Origin of the sequence: Arthrobacter cheniae (assembly GCF_003602275.1) — a bacterium.
Taxonomy (GTDB): Bacteria; Actinomycetota; Actinomycetes; order Actinomycetales; family Micrococcaceae; genus Arthrobacter_D; species Arthrobacter_D cheniae.
In genome coordinates this window covers 323,910-345,095 of the sequence record NZ_QZVT01000004.1, presented here as the reverse complement: position 1 = coordinate 345,095, position 21,186 = coordinate 323,910, and the positions used below count along the sequence as shown (strand labels likewise).

Genomic DNA, 21,186 nt, shown 5'->3' with positions numbered 1-21,186 from the left:
TGGATGGAATCAACGGGCGACCACGGCGGCGACCACGGCAGGGGCAGGCGGGGCGGAGGCAGGCGGCTGAGCCCGGCCACCTACCGGAGGCGGCGCCTGGCGGTGATGATCCTCGCGCTCCTCGTGGTCGCAGGGCTCGCCATCGGCGGCGTTGTTCTTGCAGCGGCCCTCGGACGGGGTGCGGATGCGACAGCCGGTGCCACCCCGACCCCTGGCGCAACCGCCGAAACCGAGACCCCTGCCGCCGGGGACAGTACGGCTCCTCCGAGCACGGCTCCCTCCAGCAAGGCGTCGCCGGCGCCGACGCGCACGACTGCTCCTGCGGAACCCTCGCCCACGTCGTCGGACGGCTGCGACGCATCGAAGGTGGTCGTCGCGGCCGAAACCGACAAGGAGTCCTACGGGACGGACGAGAATCCTGTCCTGACCCTCGTGGTCCGCAACGAGGGAACCACGCCCTGCGACGTCAACGTCGGAACGTCGCAGATGCAGTTCGAGGTGACCTCCGGGGACGAAAGGGTGTTCTCCTCCACCGACTGCCAGCAGGCCTCCCAGGATCTCGAGCGCGCGATCGCGCCGGGTGGGGAGGAACGCGCAACGTTCGAATGGTCCCGGAACCGCACCGTGCCGGGCTGCACCACGGTCGATGAAGAACCCGCTTCCGGCAGTTACACCGTCACCACGCGGCTCGGAGCCAGGAGCAGCACTCCGGTGGAGTTCACCCTCCAGTAACCCGACAGACCACGCGGGTGATGCGCTGCACGATCGTCGCCGTCGCTACAGGGCACCTCCGCGGGTGCGGCATAGTCCGCTACATGAAGCGGTCGAGCAGGCTCGTCTCGGCGATCCGCGACAGGCCCTCGCGCACTGTTCGCGCTCGCTGCTCGCCGATCCCGTCCACCGCCATGAGGTCGTCGATGTTCGCGGCCATGAGGTTCTGGAGACCGTCGAAGTGGTCGACGAGGCGGTTCGCGACCGCCGGAGGGACGGCCTTGATGCCGGACAGCAGACGGTAGCCCTTCGGCTGGATGACCGCCTCCAGTGAATCGATGGACGGGTTGAACCCCAGCACGCTCGCGATGGTGCCGAGGTCGATCAGGTCCGTCGAGCTGAAACCCTGCAGGGTCGCGACGCGCTCTTCGACCGGCGCGGAACTGGTGCGGAGATCCATGTAGTCGCGCAGCACCATCTCACTGCCCGGTCCGAGCCCTGTGGTGAGCTCCTCGACCTGGAGCGACAGCAGACGGCCGTCGACGCCCAGTTCCAGGACGTACTGCGAGATCTCCTCGGAGATCCGGCGGACCATCTCCTGGCGCTGCAGGGTGACGGCGACGTCCCGTACAGTGACCATCGCCTCGATCTCCAGGGCGGAGAGAGCGTTCGTGACCTGGTCCAGCCGTGCCCGATAACGCTCGAGCGTAGCCAGGGCCTGGTTCGCGCGGGCCAGCACCGGCTCCGAACCCTCGAGCACGTGGCGCAGGCCGTCGATATAGAGGGCGATGATCTGCATGGACTGGCTGACGCTGATGACCGGGAGGCCGGTCTGCTTGGCGACCCGCTCGGCGGTGCGGTGGCGTGTGCCCGATTCCTGCGTCTCGATGGTGTGATCGGGTACGAGCTGGACCGCTGCGCGGAGGATCTTGCTCGCGTCCTTGTCGCAGACGATGGCACCGTCCATCTTGGCGAGTTCGCGGAGCCGGGTCGGCGAGAACTCGATGCCGATGTCGAATCCGCCGGAGCAGATCGAGTCCACGGTGCGATCGAAGCCGAGAACGATCAGCGCTCCTGTGCGTCCCCTCAGGATTCGCTCAAGACCGTCGCGCAACTGGGTTCCCGGGGCTACTCTGGCGAGGGTGGCTTTGAGCGAGTCCTCTGGACTTCGAACCATGGGCCTATCCTTTCGCCGCCGCACTGTTGGAAGCCCGGCACGGTCGGGCGACCGCCATCGAGCTTCGGACGGCGGGCAAAGCCCACGGATGTGCCCGCGCAGCCGAGGATAATACTACGTGCGCGCGCAAATTCCTCTGTATCGGCCCCGGTCGCAGATCGGTAACACTGCCGGGGCGCCCGCCTAGAACAGCAGTGCCAGCGCTTCGGCCAGGGTCGAGACCTCCCGCACCGAAAACCCCTTGGGGACGGGGCCTGTCCCGCCGGGAGACGCGGGGACGATGGCGTGGGTGAAGCCGAGACGCTCCGCCTCCTGGATGCGTCGACCGATGCCGGGAACGGGACGGACCTCGCCCGCCAGTCCCACTTCGCCGAACGCGATGAGCCGCGCGGGCAGGGGGTGGTCCGTCTTGGCGGATGCGATGGCAAGGGCGACGGCGAGGTCCGTCGCCGGTTCGGTCAGCCGGACACCGCCCACAGTCGCCACGTAGCTGTCGTCCTTGTGGAGGCTGACGGACGCACGGCTCTGCAACACGGCCAGCAGCATCGCGACGCGTGAGCTGTCGAGACCGCTCGTGGCCCGCCGCGGCTGCGCGTTCGGGGATTCGGCGAGCAGGGCCTGCACCTCGGCGAGAAGCGGACGGCGTCCCTCGAGCGTCACGGTGATGCACGTGCCGGACACCGGGTCCTTGGTCCGTGACACGAAAAGGCCGCTGGGATCAGCCAGTCCCTCGATGCCACCGTCGGTCAGATCGAAGCAGCCCACCTCGTCCGTCGGCCCGTACCTGTTCTTGACGGCCCGCAGGAGCCGGAGGCGGGAGTGGCGCTCGCCCTCGAACTGGCAGACGACGTCGACGAGGTGCTCGAGCAGCCTCGGTCCGGCGATGGAACCGTCCTTCGTGACATGACCGACGAGGAGCGTGGTCATACCGCGGGCCTTCGCCACCCCGATGATCGACGCCGCGACCTCCCGCACCTGCGTGACGCCACCGGCGCTGCCGTCCACGGCAGCGCTGCTGAGGGTCTGCACGGAATCGACGATGAGCAGTGCCGGCTCGATCTTCTCGACTTGGCCGAGCGCCTGGCCGAGGTCCGTCTCGGCGCTGAGGTACAGGGAGTCGGCCACGGCATCGATGCGGTCCGCCCGGAGTTTGACCTGGGCTGCGGACTCCTCGCCGGTGACATACAGGACGTTCTTGCCGAGCCGGGCCACCCTCGCGGCGACGTCGAGCAGCAGGGTCGACTTCCCCACCCCCGGTTCACCGGCGAGGAGGATCACGGCACCCGGTACGAGTCCGCCTCCCAGCACACGGTCCAGTTCATCGATCTTGGTCGGCTGGAAGCCGGACAGCGTCGCGTCCACGTCGGCGATACGCCGGGCCGGCGTGGTGACCGCCGTCGCCGCCGTCGTACGGGCGACCACCTGGCCCGTTTCCTCGACGGTCCCCCAGGCCTGGCATTCGCCGCAGCGGCCCACCCACTTCGCCGTCGTGTATCCACACTCCGCGCAGCGGAAGTTCGGGGTGTTGCTGCGGCCGGCGCGTGCGGCGGTCGATGTCTTCGTGGTCATGGAATCAGGCTACCGGCGGCCACCGACAGAGCCGCCCACGCCGCCCGTATGTGTGTGCTCAGAGTCGGGGGAGGTACTCGGCGGCGTCCTCGTGGGAAAGCCCGGTCGCCTCGAGCAGGTCGACGACGAGCGGGCGCAGGAGCAGCACGAGGCCCTCGCCCTCGAGGCGGCTGATCCCGAGCGTTTGCGGATGCAGGTCCGTGGCAACGGCCGCCAGTTCATTGCGCGCCTGCCGCTGGTTCAGACGGCGCTCGGCGGAGTCCCGCGCGGACAGGGAGCGGCTGAGGACGTCGACGGCGTCGGCCGTGTCCTCCAGCGACTGGCTGAGGCTCTCGATCGCCTCGTCCGTCAGGGCCGCGTGGTTGATGGCCGATGTCAGGCGGCGCGAGAAGACGCGGCTGTTGCGGATGGCGAGGTCGATGGACTCGACCGCGCTGCGCAACGACCCGAGTTCGTCCCGGTGGCGCCGATAGGCGGGGGAGATCTTTGCGACCTCCTGCGCCGCCCGCATGCTTCCGGTGAGGCTGTCGAGCTGCGACTGGCAGTTCCTGGCACGCACCAGCGCGTGCCAGGCGAGGGTCGAGTCGCTCTGGCGAAGGGCGGAAGCACTGTCCCTGAGGACGCCGGACAACTCGCCGAGCAGTCCCCGCACGTTCGTCTTCGGCTCACGGCGGGGGTCCCGGGGCAGCAGCATGGTGATGACGAGCGCGAACAGGCCACCGACGAGTGCGTCGACGCTGCGTGTGAAGGGTCCACCTTCGGGAGCCGGAAGCAGCACTACCAGCAGGGACTGCAGGCCGAGCTGTGTGGTGAAGATGGTGCCGCTGTCGAGGAAGCGTGCCAGCAGGATCGAGATGAACAGGACCACGGCAGCTTGCCACAGGCCGGTGCCGAAGAGGGTGAGCAGGAGATCGCCGACCGAGATGCCGAGGGTGCAGCCGATGCCCACCTCGAGCACGCGTCGCAAGCGCGGGTCACGGGAGAAACCGAGGGAGATCATGGACGACGTCGCCGCGAAGAGCGGTCCGTTGTGGCCGAGGACCTCCTCGGCGAAGGCGTACGCACCCACCGCGCACACCGTCATCTGCAGTGCCGTGAGTACCGAGTTCGAGCTGCGCTTGACCCCTATCCGCGAGCGCTTGCGCAGGAAGGCGAGGGCTGAGGTGAGTCCCTGGCGCGGCGGCATGCCCTCAGTCTAGGAGGTGCGTCGGAGCGAGACGTTCGTCTCATTCAGCGGTGCGAACGGGCTGGACTAATGGAATAGCCCCGCGCTGTTCACTTTCCGTTAATGTCCCTTGGTCAGTCTCGTTACCTGCGCTCCTTAGGTTGAAGGATGTACAAGAACGCGTACATCTCTACCGAGTGCCACTCGTGCACCGATGAATACATCCCTGGAAGGGGCAAAATCTAGTGAAGGCTCTTCGCTTTGGCCGCGCTGCGGCAGTTATCTCCGTAGCCGCGCTGGCGCTGACCGCTTGTGGTTCCGACAACGCCACCAACGAGCCCGCCGCGGAGGGACCCGCGTCCTCCGCCGCAGGCACTGCCGTGTCCGGGACCCTGACCGGCATCGGCGCCTCGTCGCAGAACTCTGCGATGGAGGCCTGGAAGGCCGGGTTCGAGGCCGCCAACCAGGGCGCCATGGTGCAGTACTCCCCGGATGGGTCCGGCGCAGGGCGCAAGGCCTTCGTGAGCGGCGGCGCCCAGTTCGCCGGCTCGGACGCCTTCCTCAAGGACGAAGAGATGGCCCAGTCCGTGGAGGTCTGCGGCCCGGACGGTGCGCTGAACGTCCCCGCGTACATCTCCCCCATCGCGATCGCCTTCAACCTCGGTGACGTCACCGAGCTGAACCTCGACGCCCCCACCATCGCGAAGATCTTCAAGAAGGAGATCAGCACCTGGAACGATCCGGCGATCGCGGCCCAGAACGAGGGCGTCGAACTGCCCGACACCCCGATCACCGTCGTGCACCGCTCGGACGAGTCGGGCACCACCGAGAACTTCGTCGACTACCTCGCCGCTGCGGCTCCTGAGGACTGGACCTACGAGGTCGGGGGTGCATGGCCCGCCGAACTGCAGTCCGAGAACGCCAAGGGCACCTCCGGCGTCGTCCAGACCGTGACTTCGACCGACGGCGCCATCACGTACGCCGATGCATCCGCTGTGGGGGACCTCGGTACGGCCAAGGTGAAGGTCGGCGAGGAGTACGCCGAGATCAGCTCCGATGCGGCCGCGAAGGCCGTCGAGGTCGCAACCCCGGTCGAGGGCCGCGCCGAGCTCGACATGTCTCTCCAGCTCGAGCGTGACACCACCGAGTCCGGCACCTACCCCGTCGTGCTCGTGAGCTACCACGTCTACTGCACCACCTATGACAGCCAGGAGACCGTCGACCTCGTGAAGGCATTCGGCTCCTATGTCGTCAGCGAGGACGGCCAGACCGAGGCCGCAGGCTCCGCCGGCAACGCCCCTCTGTCGGAATCTCTTCGCGAGAAGGCCCTGCTGGCGATCGACTCCATCAAGGTCGCCTCCTAGCGAAGGACCCTTCGGTCCCGTCTGGTCTAATGGAGACCGGACGGGACCGTCCGCCGTTCACGGCTGGAACCAGCAGTGACCGGCCCGGCACCCGGGCAGGTCACTGCACCTGAAATCGACCGCCTGGAAGGCAAAGACGTGTCAACCAACTCGCTGAAAGCGTCGACAGATCGAGGCCGTGCAGGCGACAAGATCTTCTCCGGAATCTCCCTCGCCGCCGGCGTCCTGATCCTGGCAGTGCTCTTCAGCGTCGCAGTGTTCCTGCTCGTACAGGCAGCACCGACCTTCGTCGCCGATCCGGCCGAAGTGACCGGCGGTAACGGCTTCACCGCCTACATCCTGCCGATCGTCATCGGTACGGTCGTCGCGGCCACGATCGCGCTGCTGATCGCGACGCCCGTCGGTATCGCCGTGGCCCTGTTCATCTCGCACTACGCACCCCGGCGGTTTTCCCGCGCCTTCGGCTACGTCATCGACCTGCTGGCAGCCATCCCGTCGGTCATCTACGGCGCCTGGGGCTACATCGTCCTCGCCCCTCAGCTGGCCAAGGTCTACACCTGGCTCGCCGAGAACCTGGGGTGGATACCGTTCTTCACCGGGCCGGCCAGCCAGACCGGAAAGACCATGCTCACCGCGGGTATCGTCCTCGCCGTCATGGTCATCCCCATCATCACCTCGCTCAGCAGGGAGATCTTCCTGCAGACCCCGAACCTCCACGAGGAGGCGGCGCTCGCGATGGGTGCCACGCGCTGGGAAATGGTCCGCATGGCCGTCCTGCCCTTCGCTCGCCCCGGCATCATCAGCGCCACGATGCTCGGACTCGGCCGCGCCCTCGGGGAGACCATGGCGGTTGCCCTGGTCCTCTCGCCCGGAGCGCTCGTCGCGAGCCTCGTGAAGTCCGGCAACCAGACCATCGCGGCCGAGATCGCCCTCAACTTCCCCGAGGCCTTCGGACTGCGGCTCAATGAACTGATCGCGGCGGGCCTCGTACTCTTCGTCATCACGCTGATCGTCAACATGATCGCGCGCTTCATCATCACGCGGCACCAAGAATTCTCGGGAGCTAACTAAATGGCAGCGAACCAGACGCTCCAGCGTCGCCAGTCCCACCTGACGCGCGGACACCTCCCTTCGTATGCCGTGTGGGTGGTCCTGGCGGCCTCCGTCGTCCTTGGGGCAGCCCTCGCCACCCTGATCGGCTTCTCCGTCGTCGGCTGGGCCGTCATCACGGCCATCGTCTTCGTCATCACGGCCACGATCGTCACCGCCGTCGCCGAGGGTGAGCGCAAGGCGAAGGACAGGCTCGTCACGTTCCTCGTGTACGGGGCCTTCCTGATCGCCCTGCTGCCGCTCGTCTCGGTGCTCTGGACCGTCCTGGAGCGGGGCGTACCAGGGCTCAACTACAACTTCCTCTTCACCTCGATGAACGGCGTGACCGGCGCTGTGGACAATCAGGCGCTCGAGAACGGGACGCCGGTGCTGGGCGGCGCCTATCACGCGGTGGTGGGCACGTTGCAGATCACGCTCTGGGCGACGCTGATCTCCGTGCCCATCGGTCTGCTGACCGCCGTCTACCTCGTCGAGTACGGGGCCGGCAGGGGCCTCACCAAGGCCATCACGTTCTTCGTCGACGTCATGACGGGCATCCCGTCGATCGTCGCCGGCCTGTTCGCCGCCGCCCTGTTCTCGCTCCTCTTCGGTCCGGGTACGCGCACCGGTTTCGTGGCCGCCGTCGCCCTTTCCGTCCTCATGATCCCCGTCGTGGTCCGGTCCACGGAGGAGATGCTGAAGATCGTGCCGAACGAACTCCGCGAAGCCTCCTATGCACTGGGAGTGCGCAAATGGCGCACGATCACCAAGGTGGTCATCCCGACGGCGATCTCCGGTATCGCCTCTGGCGTAACCCTCTCGATCGCCCGCGTCATCGGCGAGACCGCGCCTATCCTTGTGACGGCGGGATTCGCGAGTTCCATCAACATGAACGTCTTCAGCGGCTGGATGAGCACGCTGCCGACCTTCATCTACTACCAGATCCTCACCCCGACCTCCCCGACGTCCCCGGATCCGAGTACCCAGCGCGCCTGGGCCGCAGCGCTCCTGCTGATCCTCATGGTGATGCTGCTGAACCTGGTCGCCCGTTTCGTCGCCCGCATGTTCGCCCCCAAGACCAGCCGCTGACCACCCGCGGTATCTACCGATAAGGAAGCAATGTCCAAGCGAATCGACGTCAAGGACCTGAACGTCTACTACAGCAAGTTCCTTGCCGTGGAGGACGTCAACATCAACATCGAGGCCCGTTCGGTGACGGCGTTCATCGGTCCGTCGGGTTGCGGCAAGTCCACTTTCCTCCGCACGCTCAACCGGATGCACGAGGTCATCCCGGGTGCACGGGTGGAGGGAGAGGTCCTGCTCGACGGCGACAACCTGTATGACTCCGCCGTCGATCCCGTGTCCGTGCGCGGCCAGATCGGCATGGTCTTCCAGCGGCCCAACCCGTTCCCCACCATGTCGATCCGTGACAACGTGCTGGCCGGCGTGAAACTCAACAACAGGCGCATCAGCAAGTCCGACGCCGACTCCCTCGTCGAGAAGTCCCTGCAGGGCGCGAACCTGTGGAATGAGGTCAAGGACCGCCTGGGCCGCCCCGGATCGGGACTCTCCGGCGGCCAGCAGCAGCGCCTCTGCATTGCACGCGCGATCGCCGTGTCTCCTCAGGTGATCCTGATGGACGAGCCGTGCTCCGCCCTCGACCCCATCTCCACCCTGGCCATCGAGGACCTCATCAACGAGCTCAAATCCGAGTACACGGTGGTGATCGTGACCCACAACATGCAGCAGGCGGCGCGGGTCTCCGACAAGACGGCCTTCTTCAACATCGCAGGCACGGGCAAGCCGGGCAAGCTCATCGAGTACGGCGACACCACCACCATCTTCAACAAGCCGGCCGTGCAGGCTACCGAGGATTACGTCTCCGGCCGCTTCGGATAGACCTGGCAGGCGGGAACGACGGCGGCTCCCTCCCAAGGGGGTCGCCGTCGTCGTTCGCGCGGCCTGTCCCGGTCTACGGCCTGCAGCAGCCGTGGGCCGGCCTGCTTGTTACAAGAGTGGATTCAATGCCAGGAAGAACACGGCGCCCATGATCGCGGTGGCAGGTGCGGTCCCGAGCCAGATCAGGAGGATTCGGGCCACCCGCGGTCGCTGGACGGACGCGAACCGCTGATTCGCACCGGCGCCGACGATCGCCGAGGTCATGGTGTGCGTGCTCGAGAGCGGGAAGTGCAGGGAGATTGCGCCGATGAACAGCATGGCCGAACTCACCCCCTGGGCCGTCATGCCACGCAGGGGGTCGATGTCCACCAGCCGTTTGCCGAGCGTGTGGGTGATGCGCCAGCCGCCGAAGAGGGAGCCCGTCGCGAGCAGCACGGCGGCGAACAGTTGCACCCAGAGAGGGATGTCGGAGCCCGTCGCGTAACCCGAGCCGACCAGGGCCAACAGGATCACCGCCATGGTCCGCTGGCCGTCCTGCAGGCCGTGCCCCAGGGCGAAGACCCCGGCCAGTACGGACTGGGCCATGCGGTTCCCGCGGTTCACCTTCGCCGGTGAGCCGTGACGCAGCAGCCACGTCGCCGGGAACACCGCTGCGTAGGCCAGGAGATAGGCGACCACCGGCGAGAGCACCAGAGGCAGGATGATCTGGAGCAGAAGCGTCTCCCCGGCGCCGCTCATCGCCGGACCGTTGGTGAGCTGCGAGGCGCCGCCCGCGCCGATGACGCCGCCGAGCAGCGCGTGGGTGGACGACGACGGCTTGCCGCGGTACCAGGTGATGACGCCCCAGATGCAGGCAGCGAGCAGCGCCGCCATCAGGATGCCGAGCCCGGTGGCGCCCTCGGGTAGGCCGAGGGCGGCGTCAGTGAAGAACAGGGCCAGGGACGTGCTCAGCAGGGCGCCGATGAGGTTGAAGAGTGCCGCGAGCAGGACGGCGACCGTCGGGGTGAGCGCCCTGGTCCGCACGGCAGTCGCGACGGAGTTCGAGACATCATGGAAGCCGTTGAGGAAGGCGAAGCCGCCTGCGGCGACGATCACCGCACCGAGGAGGAGGGGCTCCACCTACGATTCCTTGACGAGGATGCTGCCCACCTGGGTTGCGACCCGCCGGATGTCCTTGGTGACGTCCACCAGTTGGTTGGCGACATCACGGTGCCGCGCGTATACGAGGGGCTTGTGATCGTTGAGGAGCTCCGCGCACCAGCTGCGGTGCGTCCGTTCGGCACGCCGCGCCAGGCGCAGGATCTCGATCCAGTACTCCTCGAGATCCTCCATCGAGTTCAGCCGCTGCATGGCGACGGCGGTCAGCTCCGCCTGCCGGTTGATGACCTCCAGCTGGTCGGCGGCACGCTGGCTCAGCTTGCTCAGCTTGTAGAGCGCGATGAGTTCCCCGGCGCCGTCGAGTTTCTCGATGGCCTCGTTCAGAAGGCGGGAGAGGACGTAGAGGTCCTCCCGTGGCAGCGGATTGATGAATGAGGTCCGCATGGAGGTCAGGAGGGCGAAGTGCAGATCCGTGGACGCCGACTCGTGCTGGTGCAGTTCCTCGGAAAGGTGGTCGTATTCTTCTGTGGAGGCGCCGAGAATGGCAGACATCGTCCCTACGCCGAGCACCAGCTGGCGCGCCATCCGCGCGAGCAGTTCGAGCCCAGCATTCTCCTGAGGGAAGAGGCGTAGTTTCACGGAGTCTTCCTCGAAGGATCGGATGGTGTCAGCGTTGCGGCTGCCGTCGCACCGGGTCCCGGTGAACAAAGTAGTGGCGTCGAACCGGGAGCGCCTCTCGGCGGAAGGCCGCTCGGAGCGGCTGAGTGTTGAAGCCCGGGGGTTCCACGGTTCGACGCCGTGTTAAGTCTTGCCCTACCGGGAGCCGCTGTCAACAGCAGCCCCCGGTAGGGCGGTTCAGTCGAGCTCCCCGCGCCGCCAGGACGCGGCAGCATGCTCCAGGTCCTCCGCGGTCTTGATCAGCTGATGCGAATTGCGCGTCAGCCGGGAGGCATGCGAGCCGTTCGCGAGCTCGGCGCCGTCGGCGTGGTGCGCCTGGCCCAGCGCGACGACGCGGCAGAACGCCGCAAAGCGTTCGAGGGCGACGTCGAAGTCGCCCTCGAACGCGCCGGACAGGATCGTGTCTGCCATCGCTGTCATCTCGGCGGCTCCTGGAGGTTCGGCGACACCGGCGACAACCTTCGACACCTGCGCGTCCTCCTTGCCGGATGCGAAGTAGGCGGCGATACGATCCGGGTTCTGCTGGGTGGCTGCGCGCAATGCGTACAGTCTCCACAGAGCTCCCGGCAGCGAACGAGCGGGGCTTTCGGCCCACATCTCGGCGATGGCTTCGAGGCCCTGCTGGTCGGCTAGTTCGACGAGGCGGCGGGTCACATCGGGATCGTCGGCATCACGCCCGTGATGCACGAGGGCGTGCGCTGCCATGTGGGCGGCCTCGGAGACCCGTGAGGGATCTACTCCCCCCGCGAAGACCTCGAAGTCTGCGGGAGCGAATGGCTTCGGCTTGTGGGGCCGTGGGCTGTTGTTCGTGTAGTCGCCGTCCATGGAACGAGGATACTCCTGCCTGATTCCCGGCCATGGGACGGGGTGCCCGCCGCAGTCCTCGGGGCCAGGGCGATTGCGATAAAGTTAGCGGGTCGACGCTGCACGACGTCGGATCCTCGGTCCGGTGCAGCGTGATGTGGGGCCCTTAGCTCAGTTGGCTAGAGCAACGGACTTTTAATCCGTGGGTCGAGGGTTCGAGCCCCTCAGGGCCCACCCGTTCGAAGAAGGACCGCGGAGTAGTCCGCGGTCCTTCTTCGTATCCGCGGTCGGTGAGCCTAGCCGGATACCTCATGGACCACGAAGGCGGTGAGGAATCCGAGCGCGGCGATGAGTCCTGTGAACATGTGCTGGCGTTCGAACGCCTCGGGAATCATCGTGTCGGCCACCATGGCGAGGATGGCTCCGGCGGCGATTGCCGTGATGAACGCGACCGTCACGCCCGACGCCCCGGCCAGGAGCGAGTACCCGGCAAGGGCGGCCAGGCCGGAGATGAGCGCTATGCCGCCCCACAGGCCGAACACGTATCGGGAACCGCGCCCGGCGGTCTTCATGCCCGCAGTACTCGACAGTCCCTCCGGGACGTTGGAGATGAAGATCGCTATCAGCACGGCCGGATTGACTGCTCCTCCAGCCACGAGTCCGAGGCCGAGGACGACTGATTCGGGAATGCCGTCGAGCAACGCCCCGAGCGCGATCGCGTTGCCGCTGCCGCCACTGTCCGCCTCCGACGGCTGTTGATCGCCAGATCGTTTGCGGTGCTGGGCGCCCTTGCGTGCCAGCACGGCATTGGCCCCGACGTAGGTGACGGCTCCGACGAGAAAGCCGGACGCCGTGGGAACGAGTCCGCCGACGTCCTCCGCCTCGCCGACCAGCTCGAAGGCGAGCGCGGAGATCAGCACTCCGGCGCCGAAGGCCATCACGAAGGAAACGGTGCGCGGCGGCACCTTCCATTTCCACGCGATCGCCGCCCCGATGACCAGGGCACCTCCCGCGATCGCACCCCACGCGAAGGCTTGTAGCCACAGAGGCATGGAGCCTCCCTTCCGGTGCCCTACGGCACGACGACGAAACCTGGCCCAGCCTGACACAGGAGGACGGGAGGTTGCAGGGCGACAAACCGGAGCGCGGACGATTGACGTCGCGGACGTCTCCCGGATGACGACTTTGAATCGTTATCAGCCGGCCCGTTTCGCCGGGTCCTCGCCAGCTAGGCTCGGGGTACCGGGGTGAACCACCGTCGGTGTCGCCTGCCCGATCGGGCATCGGCGGTCCGACGACCTGAGGAGGGGTACATGCGGGTCCTGGCGCTGTGCTCGGCCGGTGTGCTGGCCGTTTCCCTCCTCGTAGCAGGTGTTCCCGCCGCAAGTGCAGTCCCGGCGGATGACTCGCGCTCCGTAACACAGGACGGCCAACCGATCAGGCAGGACGTCCGGTTCGCGACCTACAACGCGAGTCTCAACCGATCTGCCACAGGTGAGCTCGTCAGCGACCTCAGCACTCCCGGCGATGCGCAGGCCCGTGCGATCGCGGAAGTCCTGCAGATCAACCGCCCCGACGTCGTTCTCCTCAACGAGTTCGACTACGTACCGGGCAACAGGGCCGCCGACCTCTTCAGCAGGAACTACCTGGGCGTCAGCCAGAACGGCAAAGCGCCCCTCGAATATCCCTACGTCTACACAGCGCCGTCCAACACCGGCGTCCCCAGCGGTGACGACCTCAACAATGACGGGCGGATCGGTGGAGCTGACGATGCCCTCGGCTTCGGGATGTTCGAGGGCCAGTACGGCATGGTCATCTACTCGAAGTACCCGATCCAGACGGAGTCCGTCCGCACCTTCCGGAACTTCCTCTGGAAGGACATGCCCGGCGCGCTCCTGCCCGACAATCCGGCAACGGAGGCGCAGGGAGACTGGTACTCGGCGGATGAGCTCGGTGACTTGCCCCTGTCCAGCAAATCGCACTGGGACGTGCCGGTGAGTATCGCAGGCAGGACTGTCCACGTCCTCGCGAGTCATCCGACTCCCCCCGTCTTCGACGGGCAGGAGGACCGAAACGGCAGGCGCAACAGCGACGAGATCCGCTTCTGGTCCGATTACGTCACCGGCGGCGGAGATGCCTCCTATATCTACGACGACGACGGCGCGGCCGGCGGCCTCAAGCGCGGTGAACGCTTCGTCGTCATGGGTGACCAGAACAGCGACTCCCTTGACGGGGACTCGCTCGACGGCTCGATCGACCAGCTGCTCGGCAACAAGCTGGTCCAGGACCCGCTGCCGTCCTCCGACGGTGCCACCGAGGCGTCGGCCCTGCAGGGGAGTGCCAACGCCGGTCATCGAAGTGATGCCCAGTTCGACACGGCGGACTTCGAGGATCAGAGCGCCGGTAACATCCGGGCCGACTACGTGCTGCCGTCCCGCACATTGAGGGTCACGGCGTCGGGCGTGTTCTGGCCACGCGCAGGTATGCCCGGTGCGGAGCTGACCGGGATCTTCCCGTTCCCCACCAGTGACCACAGGCTGGTCTTCGTGGACCTCACGCTGACCGGCGGACGGCAACGCTAGGCCCTTGTCCGAGCGCTGGAGCCGGGTGTACGGTCGGAAACATGAGGACAATTCCGTTTCAGTAGGCGATCCGGGTTCGCCCGCGATCCGCGCCATGTGTCGATGACACCCCTTCCGCAGGCGCCCGCTGAATCTGTCCGACTCCCCGGCACTCCCGCAGGTATCCCTGCCGTTGTGCTGTCGTGTTCCGACGCATTGCACGGGCGCACACCTCAGAGAGGAACACCATGACCAGCACGCCCCAGAACGAACAATCCCCGACCGGCACCGAGAGCGCAGCGAGTACCAGTGAGGTCACCGCGCCGACGGGCTCCCAGCCGCGGAGACTGCAGGATGATCCAAGAGCAAAGCTGGCGCTGGCGAAGAAGAGCCAGGCCGCCAACCCGACAGCTTCAACGGGAGCCGGCCATGTGAAAGCCGCCAATGAAAGCAGCAAGCAGGGCAAGAAGGAGAAGAAAGTCCGCTGGTGAAAGGCTAGGGAAACCGACTCATCGTGTGATGCCGACGGGTTAAATGGAGCTGGCTCCGAGTTCTGCGTATGGGGGAATCGCAGAAGTCGGAGCCAGCGATCTCAGTATACTTCGACACGACACCGTAAAGTCCAATCGAAAGGTGATGATGGCCGTCACAGCCAAGGCGTTCCAGCTGTGGCGTTCCCGGATCGCACCCCAGGACACTGTGTCCGATGTCTGCAGGGTCGCGGGGATCAAGAGGTCCACGCTCGCGCAGCAGCTCGTGCGCGGCAAGGTGTCGGTGTCGACCATCGTCTCCATCGCGCGGGGCTACAGTCTTCCTCCTGTGGAGGCGCTCGCCGTTTTCGAAGGCTTCGGGGACGTGCCCGCCGGTGTCCGCCCGCCGACGGACGATGAGCTAGTCAGTCAGGTGAGCCACGTCGACATCCTCAGGCTCCTCGTGGCGCGCAGCGAGGACAAGGAGTATGCGGGGAGCGATCTACAGCTGAATCTCGCCCCGTTCCCCCATCGGAATTCGGTGCGCGCATGGATCGAGGCCATCGACCCGGGGGACCTCCGCCAGCAGCTCGCCGAGAGTACCGGCGTCGCTCGACAGAACCTGTCGGCCCAGCTCACAGCGGGTCGCCTCGCCCCCGAGATCGCAGTGCAGGCAGCGCGGATCGCCGGCGTCTCACTCACCAGCGGGCTGGTGGTCACCGGACTCCTCACTCCGGAGGAGGGAGGGTGGCCGCAGGATGGCCGGGCCCGCGCCCTCTGTGCGTTGCCTGACCTCGACCTGGTCCTCCTCGCCCGGGATCGGCTCGACGTCCTCGGCAAGCAGATCCGCAGGGCAGAACTCGAGGATGGCAAGGACCGCGCGATGTGGGAGAACCTGGGATGAACAATCTTGCTATCCAGTGGATCGTCCTGGCGGTGTGCGCGCTCGGCGCGATCGTCCGCCTCCCCGGTGTCCTTCACGGGCGCGGAAAGGTGGTTTTCACTGCCCTGGTCCTGTTGACGATTGCCGTCGCACTGTCCCTCGACGCCATCTACCTGGCCGTGGACGCCCTGATGGGCGGCGTCAATCTGGCAAACCTGCTCATCCGGTTCTTCCTGTACGCGGTATTCCTGCTGATCGGTGTCAGGATGGCCGCTGCCTTCGATTCCGCTGGTGCCCGCCGCATGATTGTGGGCCCCTTCGGGATCGCCGTCCTGATCATCACCATCTCCGCGACCGTGTACTTCTTCCTCGCGAGCGAGTTGCAGGGCAGTTCGACGGGATTGCGCGACTTCGGGTCCCAGGACACCGTCCTGCAATACGCCGCCGTCGGCCGGCTGTATCCCGCCTACGTAGCGGCGTGCCTGGTGGTGCCGGGGTTCCGGGCGGCGTTCGACAGGGGCTCCCGCCCCCTGCACCGGGTTGCCAGTGGGCTGCTGGCCTGCGGATTCGCCATCGTGGTCGCCTATGTCGTGTTGCGGCTCATGCCGATCGAGCTTCAGCAATGGGACATCATCCTGCCGTTCCTGGCCATCCTCCTGACCGTTCTGGGACTGTGCCTGATCTGGCTCAGCCACATCGTCAGCAGGCGGAGCCACAGGCAGGCGAACAAACTCGCCTAGCCGCCTCGTCCGGCACGATGCCGACCAAGGAGCACGCGACGGGAAAGTGACGCAATCGTGTCCCTGACCTATTCACGTTTTCATGATCGTGTGGAAATATAATGATTATGTAACTGCCGCTGCCCGTGGGGGGGGCAGCGGATTGTTATCCGGTAGGTAGGTGGGCCCATGAGAACGGGTGGACCCAGCTACCTGTCCAACAGTGTTGGGGACGCACAAAGGGCACCATCCGCCATGTATCGACAGCGGATGGTGCCCTGTGTTGTTGAGGTTGCTACTCGGCGTCGTGGTCCGTCTCGATGATGCGGGCCAGGCTCTCCAGCGCGTCCTCGGCGCCGTCACCCTCGGCGCGGAGGACGATCACGTCGCCGTGCGACGCCCCCAGGCTCATGAGCGAGAGGATGCTCGAGGCGTCCATCGCCTCATCCGCCGGCTCGCCGTCCATGGCGATCGTGACCTCGATGGGGAGCTCACCCGCGGCCTCCGCGAAGATGGATGCCGGACGGGCGTGCAGACCTACGCGACTCGCCACTGTTGCTCTGCGTTCTGCCATGATGCGCTCCTTCGATGGGTGGGTTCCCAGTACAGCCAACCGGACTGCGGGTCAGGCTGCAACCGGCTCGGCGACCGGGGCGTCCTTCTTGCTGGTGGCATAGCGCTTCAGGGCGATCACGGCCAGCGCCGAGATGACCGTACCGACGAGGATGGCGATGATGAACATCGCGACGTTCCCGATGGCGAAGAAGACGAAAATGCCTCCGTGGGGTGCCTGCGAGGTGACGCCTGTACCCATGACGATTGCTCCGGTCACAGCGGAACCGAGGAGCGATGCGGGGATCACGCGCAGCGGATCGGCAGCGGCGAACGGGATGGCGCCCTCGGAGATGAAGGCTGCTCCGAGCAGCCACGCCGCCTTGCCGTTCTCACGCTCGGCGACGGTGAAGCGGCGGCGGTCCAGGAGCGTCGCGAGGGCCATCGCCAGGGGAGGGACCATGCCGGCAGCCATCACGGCGGCCATGATCTGCAGCGGTGCGGGATTGTCCAGCGAACCGGCGCTCAGTCCCGCGACGGCGAAGGAGTAGGCCACCTTGTTGACCGGTCCACCCAGGTCGACGGCCATCATGAGCCCGAGGATGAGGCCGAGGCCGACGGCGGCGGTACCGGTGAGCCCGGACAACCAGCCGTTGAGGCCGGCGGTCAGCGCTGCAATCGGTCCGCCGAGCACGAGGAACATCAGCCCGGAGGCGACGATCGACGCGACGAGCGGGATGATCACCACGGGCATGAGGCTGCGCAGCCAGCGCGGCACGGACAGCCGGCCGATCATCAGGGCGATGTACCCGGCGAGCAGGCCGCCGACGATACCGCCGAGGAATCCTGCATCCATGAAGCCCGCGACGGCGCCCGCGACGAAACCGGGCGCGATGCCGGGCCGGTCCGCCAGGGCGTAGGCGATGTAGCCGGCGAGCGCCGGGACCAGGAAGCCAAGGGACAGCTGGCCGATCTTGTAGGCCACGGCGCCGAGGTAGGTACCCAACCCGCCTTCGGGCAGGTTCGCGAGGCTGTTCTCCAGGACGACCACGTCGGCGGTCTCCGTGATCAGGTACCCGCCGAGCAGGAAGCCCAGGGCGATCAGGAGTCCGCCCCCTGCGACGAAGGGGATCATGTAGCTGACGCCCGTGAGCAGCGCGCGCTTCAGCGTACTGCCGATGCTGTCCCGACCGCCGTCGTCGTCGGCCTGCTCATCACCGCCCGCGGTGCCGGCGACCCGGCGCGCATTCGGATTGCCGGCGGCTGCGACGGCTTCGTCGACCATTTCCCCGGGCTCGTCGATGCCGCGCTTCACCGGAGCGCTGATGACCGGCAGCCCGGCGAAGCGGTGCTTGTCGCGGACGTCGACGTCGACGGCGAAGATCACGGCGTCGGCAGCTGCGATGACTGCGGGATCCAGGGGAGTGGCGCCGGAGGAACCCTGCGTCTCGACCTGCAGGTCGATGCCCCTCTCCTGGGCGGCGGCGACCAGTGAATCAGCGGCCATGTAGGTGTGCGCGATGCCGGTGGGGCAGGCGGTGACCGCGACGAGGCGACGCGCTTTCGTCGTGGTGGACCGCTCGGGATCGACGGCGGGCCCCGTGGTGTCGGTGCCGGCCGGTGATGTTCCCAGCGTTTCGGCCGCTTCACGCGACCGGGCTTCCGAGGCGGATCCCGCTGATCCTGCAGGCCCTGCGGATCCGGCAGCGTGTGCGCCGGCCCCCGCCGTCGCTGCGGCGCCGGCGTCACCGATCCCCAGGGCGCCGTTCACGAGCACGACGACGTCGGCTGGTGTCCTGGCGGCGCGCAGTGACGCGTTGAAGTCCTTCTTGATCAATGACCGCGCGAGCTTGGACAGGAGTTTCAGGTGCTCCTGGTCAGCCCCGTCGGGTGCAGCGATGAAGAACACGAGGTCGGCGGGGCCGTCCTTTGCCCCGAAGTCGACGGGCGGAGACAGGCGCGCCATGGCGAGCGTGGCCTCCGTGACAGCCTTCGACCGGCAGTGCGGGATGGCGATGCCGCCCGGTACGCCGGTTGAAGTCTTTTCCTCCCGAGCCAGGGCATCGGCGTACAGGCCATCGACTTCGGTGGAGCGGCCCTGCGCGGCGACCTGTTCCGCGAGGAAGCGGATCACCGAGGCTCGCTCGGTCCCCAGGTCCTTGTCCAGAGTGACGAGCTCCGGAGTGATGAGATTCGACATCAGAAATCCTCCTGTGCTTCCGGTCCGGCTATGGACCCGGGGGTGCTTGGTTCGATCACGGGCAGCGTGACCATGAGGGGGGTGACCGCGACGGCGGCCGGCGTTGTCTGGTGGAGCGATGGAACGGTGGAACCGGGAAGGGCGGCAGCTGCCGACCCGTGGGCAACGGCCTGGCGCAGGCAGTTCTCCGGGAGTTCGCCTGCGCTGTGCGCCAGCAGGTAGCCGGCCAGCGCGGAGTCTCCCGCGCCGACCGTGGAACGCGCCGTGACGGGGGGATGCACGGCGTGCCATGCTCCCGTGTCCGTCACGAGCAGGGCGCCCTTGGAGCCAAGGGTCGCCAGCACCGCACCTACCCCCGCGGCGACGAGCACCGCGCAGGCCTTCGCGGCCAATTCATGATCCTGCTCCAGCTCGTCGCCGGTACCGATACCCGTCAGCTCACTGAGTTCCTCGGCGTTGGGCTTGAGCAGGTCGGGGGCAGGGACACCTGCGGCGGCCTCCATGAGGGGCATCCCGGAGGAATCGATTGCCACGAGGGGCGCTGATAACCCGTACGCTTCGCGCACTGCGGCCGTGACCTTCGTGTAGAAGGTCGGCGGGACGCCCGGGGGGAGTGATCCGGCCAGGACCAACCAGTCCGCGCCGTTGCTCTCGGCGACGACGACGGCGAGGAGTTCGTCGAGGAGCGCGCCCGAGAGTTCGGGGCCCGGCTCGTTGATCTTCGTCGTCGTACCGTCCGGTTCGGTGATCGCCGTGTTGGTGCGAAGTCCTGCACCGATGGGCAGGTTGCGGAAGGGGACGGCGATGCTCCGCAGCCCGGCGAGGACGGGGTCGTCGTCGTCCCCCGGGAGGACCGCGAGCGTGGGCGTTCCGGACATCACGAGAGCACGGCTGACGTTGACGCCCTTACCGCCGGCCTCCTGGACGACATGCGTGGCGCGCTGCACGGCACCGCGGGTGAGGGGACCGGTGAGCTCGACGGTGCGGTCGATGCTGGGGTTCGCCGTAAGAGTGAGGATCACGCGACGGTCACCTCCACATCGGCGTCGGCGAGTGCTTCGGCAAGGGGGCCCCGCGGTGCACGATCGGTGATGAGTACATCGATATCCTCCAGGTTGGCGAAGCTGATGAGGGTCTCTTCGTCGAACTTCGATGAGTCCGCCAGGAGCACCACGCGCCGGGCGGAGTGGACGATCGCGGTTTTCACGGCGGCCTCGTCGATGTCGGGAGTGCTGAGGCCGAAGCCGGCAGCGATGCCGTTGGTGCCGATGAACGCGACGTCGGCCCGCAGGCGGGAGAAGTGGGCCACCGCGCTGCTGCCGACTGCCGCGCTGGTGAGGGCGCGGACGCGGCCTCCCACCAGTTCCACGCTCAAGCCGGCCCCGGAGATGAGCGCCGCGACAGGGACTGAATGGGTGACGACGGCAAGTGCAGGGCGGGCCTCGCTGACGAGGAGGTCCGCGAGGGCGCCGGTAGTGCTGCCTGCATCGACGATGACAGCGCCGGCCAGGGGAGCGAGCGAGAGGGCGGCCTGGGCGATGCGCTTCTTCTCCGGTGAGCGCTGGGAGGACCGGCTGGTGAGGCTCGGTTCGTTCGTCGTAGCCCCGGTACCCGCGATCGCTCCACCGTGGACTCGACGCAGGACGCCGTCCGTCTCGAGGAGTGCGAGATCCCTGCGGACCGTCTCCTTGGTGATGCCGAAACGGGATGAGAGACCCGCTACAGTGACGCGACCGTCGGCAGAGACCAGCGTGCTGATCTGGCGATAGCGCTCTTCCGCGAACATGAGGACTCCGTTGTCTCCTACTACCGGGGCTACTCGGCAACATGTGGCTTTATCTTCGTTTGAGAGACTTTAGTTCCGCTTTTTGCGATACGTCAAGCACTTTTCGGCGATTACCAAGCCCGAACACACAAAAGCAGGGCTGGAGCAATGCTCCAGCCCTGCTCTTGACTCGTTGGCTACAGTCCCGTGTCGCGGGACTCCCGCCTGGTGATCGTCTCGCCCGTATTCGGGTCGACGACGGACCGCGACTCTGACACACGGGCCTGGCGACGAGGAGCGGCCAGGATCAGGGATGCGATGAGGCCGATCACGCCGACCACCATCAGGATGTAGCCGACGAGAGTGATGTCGACGAAGCTCACCTGAGCCTGGACAGCGAAGGCAAGGATTGCACCGAGTGCAATAAGGAAAATAGAGGAACCGATTCGCATGAGTATTACTCCTTCGGATTGACTTCATTG

Annotated in this window: 21 protein-coding genes and 1 tRNA gene; 10 read left to right on the top strand and 12 right to left on the bottom strand. The window is 66.8% G+C overall.

What is annotated here, in order from left to right:
* The first annotated feature begins 3 nt into the window (after positions 1 to 3).
* On the top strand, positions 4 to 732 hold the full coding sequence (locus D6T63_RS09485) for a hypothetical protein (RefSeq protein WP_120148763.1): 729 nt from the start codon (positions 4 to 6) through the stop codon (positions 730 to 732).
* 79 nt (positions 733 to 811) lie between these two features.
* On the opposite strand, the gene disA is transcribed toward D6T63_RS09485, so the two are convergent.
* The 3 genes from disA to D6T63_RS09470 form a co-directional block, all read right to left on the bottom strand.
* Positions 812 to 1,888 (bottom strand): DNA integrity scanning diadenylate cyclase DisA, encoded by a 1,077-nt coding sequence (gene disA / locus D6T63_RS09480; RefSeq protein ID WP_120148761.1) that lies wholly within the window; start codon positions 1,886 to 1,888, stop codon positions 812 to 814.
* A gap of 183 nt (positions 1,889 to 2,071) precedes the next feature.
* Complete coding sequence (gene radA / locus D6T63_RS09475; RefSeq protein WP_120148759.1) at positions 2,072 to 3,457, bottom strand: DNA repair protein RadA; 1,386 nt, start codon at positions 3,455 to 3,457, stop codon at positions 2,072 to 2,074.
* A 58-nt stretch (positions 3,458 to 3,515) separates the two neighbouring features.
* Entirely contained in the window at positions 3,516 to 4,643 is a 1,128-nt protein-coding gene (locus D6T63_RS09470; protein WP_120148756.1) for an FUSC family protein, read from the bottom strand.
* A gap of 224 nt (positions 4,644 to 4,867) precedes the next feature.
* Here D6T63_RS09470 and D6T63_RS09465 point away from each other — a divergent pair, with 224 nt between their 5' ends.
* The 4 genes from D6T63_RS09465 to pstB all read left to right on the top strand — a co-directional run bounded on the left by D6T63_RS09465 (position 4,868) and on the right by pstB (position 8,974).
* On the top strand, positions 4,868 to 5,986 hold the full coding sequence (locus D6T63_RS09465) for a phosphate ABC transporter substrate-binding protein PstS (protein WP_120148754.1): 1,119 nt from the start codon (positions 4,868 to 4,870) through the stop codon (positions 5,984 to 5,986).
* Between the two features lie 138 nt (positions 5,987 to 6,124).
* Positions 6,125 to 7,057 (top strand): phosphate ABC transporter permease subunit PstC, encoded by a 933-nt coding sequence (pstC, locus tag D6T63_RS09460; RefSeq protein WP_120148950.1) that lies wholly within the window; start codon positions 6,125 to 6,127, stop codon positions 7,055 to 7,057.
* The gene (gene pstA, locus D6T63_RS09455; RefSeq protein WP_120148753.1) at positions 7,058 to 8,164 is read left to right on the top strand and encodes a phosphate ABC transporter permease PstA; all 1,107 of its coding nucleotides are present in this window, start codon (positions 7,058 to 7,060) and stop codon (positions 8,162 to 8,164) included.
* Between the two features lie 30 nt (positions 8,165 to 8,194).
* Complete coding sequence (gene pstB / locus D6T63_RS09450; protein ID WP_120148751.1) at positions 8,195 to 8,974, top strand: phosphate ABC transporter ATP-binding protein PstB; 780 nt, start codon at positions 8,195 to 8,197, stop codon at positions 8,972 to 8,974.
* Between the two features lie 108 nt (positions 8,975 to 9,082).
* On the opposite strand, the gene D6T63_RS09445 is transcribed toward pstB, so the two are convergent.
* The 3 genes from D6T63_RS09445 to D6T63_RS09435 form a co-directional block, all read right to left on the bottom strand.
* Positions 9,083 to 10,093 carry an inorganic phosphate transporter gene (locus tag D6T63_RS09445; protein ID WP_120148749.1) on the bottom strand — a complete coding sequence of 337 codons (1,011 nt, stop codon included), beginning with the start codon at positions 10,091 to 10,093 and terminating at the stop codon, positions 9,083 to 9,085.
* Complete coding sequence (locus tag D6T63_RS09440) at positions 10,094 to 10,711, bottom strand: DUF47 domain-containing protein (protein ID WP_120148949.1); 618 nt, start codon at positions 10,709 to 10,711, stop codon at positions 10,094 to 10,096.
* Positions 10,712 to 10,927: 216 nt separating this feature from the next.
* A complete protein-coding gene (locus D6T63_RS09435; RefSeq protein ID WP_120148747.1) occupies positions 10,928 to 11,575 on the bottom strand; it encodes a hypothetical protein in 648 nt (215 codons plus the stop codon).
* 139 nt (positions 11,576 to 11,714) lie between these two features.
* On the opposite strand from D6T63_RS09435, the gene D6T63_RS09430 reads away from it, so the two are divergent.
* Positions 11,715 to 11,788, top strand: a tRNA-Lys gene (locus D6T63_RS09430).
* Between the two features lie 62 nt (positions 11,789 to 11,850).
* On the opposite strand, the gene D6T63_RS09425 is transcribed toward D6T63_RS09430, so the two are convergent.
* Positions 11,851 to 12,606 carry a ZIP family metal transporter gene (locus D6T63_RS09425; RefSeq protein WP_120148746.1) on the bottom strand — a complete coding sequence of 252 codons (756 nt, stop codon included), beginning with the start codon at positions 12,604 to 12,606 and terminating at the stop codon, positions 11,851 to 11,853.
* A 261-nt stretch (positions 12,607 to 12,867) separates the two neighbouring features.
* On the opposite strand from D6T63_RS09425, the gene D6T63_RS09420 reads away from it, so the two are divergent.
* From D6T63_RS09420 to D6T63_RS09405, 4 genes are all read left to right on the top strand, one after another.
* On the top strand, positions 12,868 to 14,136 hold the full coding sequence (locus D6T63_RS09420) for an endonuclease/exonuclease/phosphatase family protein (RefSeq protein ID WP_120148744.1): 1,269 nt from the start codon (positions 12,868 to 12,870) through the stop codon (positions 14,134 to 14,136).
* 227 nt (positions 14,137 to 14,363) lie between these two features.
* Positions 14,364 to 14,606 (top strand): hypothetical protein, encoded by a 243-nt coding sequence (locus D6T63_RS09415; RefSeq protein WP_120148742.1) that lies wholly within the window; start codon positions 14,364 to 14,366, stop codon positions 14,604 to 14,606.
* 145 nt (positions 14,607 to 14,751) lie between these two features.
* Positions 14,752 to 15,489, top strand: a complete 738-nt coding sequence (locus D6T63_RS09410) for a hypothetical protein (protein WP_328588666.1) — start codon at positions 14,752 to 14,754, stop codon at positions 15,487 to 15,489.
* Positions 15,486 to 16,208, top strand: a complete 723-nt coding sequence (locus tag D6T63_RS09405) for a hypothetical protein (protein ID WP_120148739.1) — start codon at positions 15,486 to 15,488, stop codon at positions 16,206 to 16,208. Before D6T63_RS09410 ends, D6T63_RS09405 begins: the two co-directional genes overlap by 4 nt.
* Before the next feature lie 274 nt (positions 16,209 to 16,482).
* Here the strand turns inward: D6T63_RS09405 and D6T63_RS09400 are convergent, their stop codons facing one another.
* The 5 genes from D6T63_RS09400 to D6T63_RS09380 all read right to left on the bottom strand — a co-directional run bounded on the left by D6T63_RS09400 (position 16,483) and on the right by D6T63_RS09380 (position 21,156).
* The gene (locus tag D6T63_RS09400; RefSeq protein ID WP_120148737.1) at positions 16,483 to 16,761 is read right to left on the bottom strand and encodes an HPr family phosphocarrier protein; all 279 of its coding nucleotides are present in this window, start codon (positions 16,759 to 16,761) and stop codon (positions 16,483 to 16,485) included.
* Positions 16,762 to 16,812: 51 nt separating this feature from the next.
* Complete coding sequence (locus tag D6T63_RS09395; RefSeq protein WP_120148736.1) at positions 16,813 to 18,939, bottom strand: PTS fructose transporter subunit IIABC; 2,127 nt, start codon at positions 18,937 to 18,939, stop codon at positions 16,813 to 16,815.
* The gene (locus D6T63_RS09390; RefSeq protein ID WP_120148735.1) at positions 18,939 to 19,961 is read right to left on the bottom strand and encodes a 1-phosphofructokinase family hexose kinase; all 1,023 of its coding nucleotides are present in this window, start codon (positions 19,959 to 19,961) and stop codon (positions 18,939 to 18,941) included. Before D6T63_RS09390 ends, D6T63_RS09395 begins: the two co-directional genes overlap by 1 nt.
* Positions 19,958 to 20,725, bottom strand: coding sequence for a DeoR/GlpR family DNA-binding transcription regulator (locus D6T63_RS09385; RefSeq protein WP_120148733.1), 768 nt, complete (start codon positions 20,723 to 20,725; stop codon positions 19,958 to 19,960). Before D6T63_RS09385 ends, D6T63_RS09390 begins: the two co-directional genes overlap by 4 nt.
* A 176-nt stretch (positions 20,726 to 20,901) precedes the next feature.
* Positions 20,902 to 21,156 carry a DUF6458 family protein gene (locus D6T63_RS09380; protein WP_120148731.1) on the bottom strand — a complete coding sequence of 85 codons (255 nt, stop codon included), beginning with the start codon at positions 21,154 to 21,156 and terminating at the stop codon, positions 20,902 to 20,904.
* Between the last annotated feature and the right edge of the window lie 30 nt (positions 21,157 to 21,186).